This window comes from Campylobacter concisus (assembly GCF_002913545.1).
GTDB classification, from domain to species: domain Bacteria; phylum Campylobacterota; class Campylobacteria; order Campylobacterales; family Campylobacteraceae; genus Campylobacter_A; species Campylobacter_A concisus_AV.
This window is the reverse complement of the sequence record NZ_PPBR01000084.1, coordinates 1-513: the sequence shown is the minus strand read 5'-3', so window position 1 is coordinate 513 and position 513 is coordinate 1. Positions and strand designations below refer to the sequence as shown.

The 513-nt window shown below is 40.9% G+C and carries 1 protein-coding gene; it reads right to left on the bottom strand.

The window, feature by feature from the left end; genetic code table 11:
• On the bottom strand, positions 1-415 hold a 415-nt coding region (locus tag CYP05_RS04750; RefSeq protein ID WP_103642151.1), incomplete at its 3' end, for an LptA/OstA family protein.
• Between the last annotated feature and the right edge of the window lie 98 nt (positions 416-513).

Below are 513 nucleotides of genomic sequence, written 5' to 3'. Positions count from 1 at the left end.
CACTATATGAGCCATCTTTTTGATTGACCACGATCTTTTCGCCATAGACATTTTTCTCAGTCTCTACCTCGTGCAAGTAGCCATTGCCAGTTACTGTGTATATCTGCTTTGCTGGCTCGTATGTGAGCGTATCGCCCTTGCCGTCATAGTGCTTATCTTTCATGAAAATTTTAGCTCTGGCGTTGCCTGTGGCTACATATTTTACTGGCTGGCGCTTTTTATCAAAATGCACAACGACTTTGTTTGCCTTTAGCTCGTCGTATGAGCCTTTTTTGATATTTACATTGCCCACAAATTCGCTGATCTGCTTGTTTTCATCAGCAAAAAAATCGTTTGATGTTATCTCAACCTGCTCTGCATTTAAAAATGTAAAGCCCAAAATCATCGCTAAAATCGCTGCTTTTCTTCTACCCATGCCCTTAACCCTTTTATCTGCGTTTGTTTTTTACCAAGATCGTAGCTTCCACTATCTCCTAGTGCTTTGTCGCCATTTCTAGTGATGGTGAAATTTGC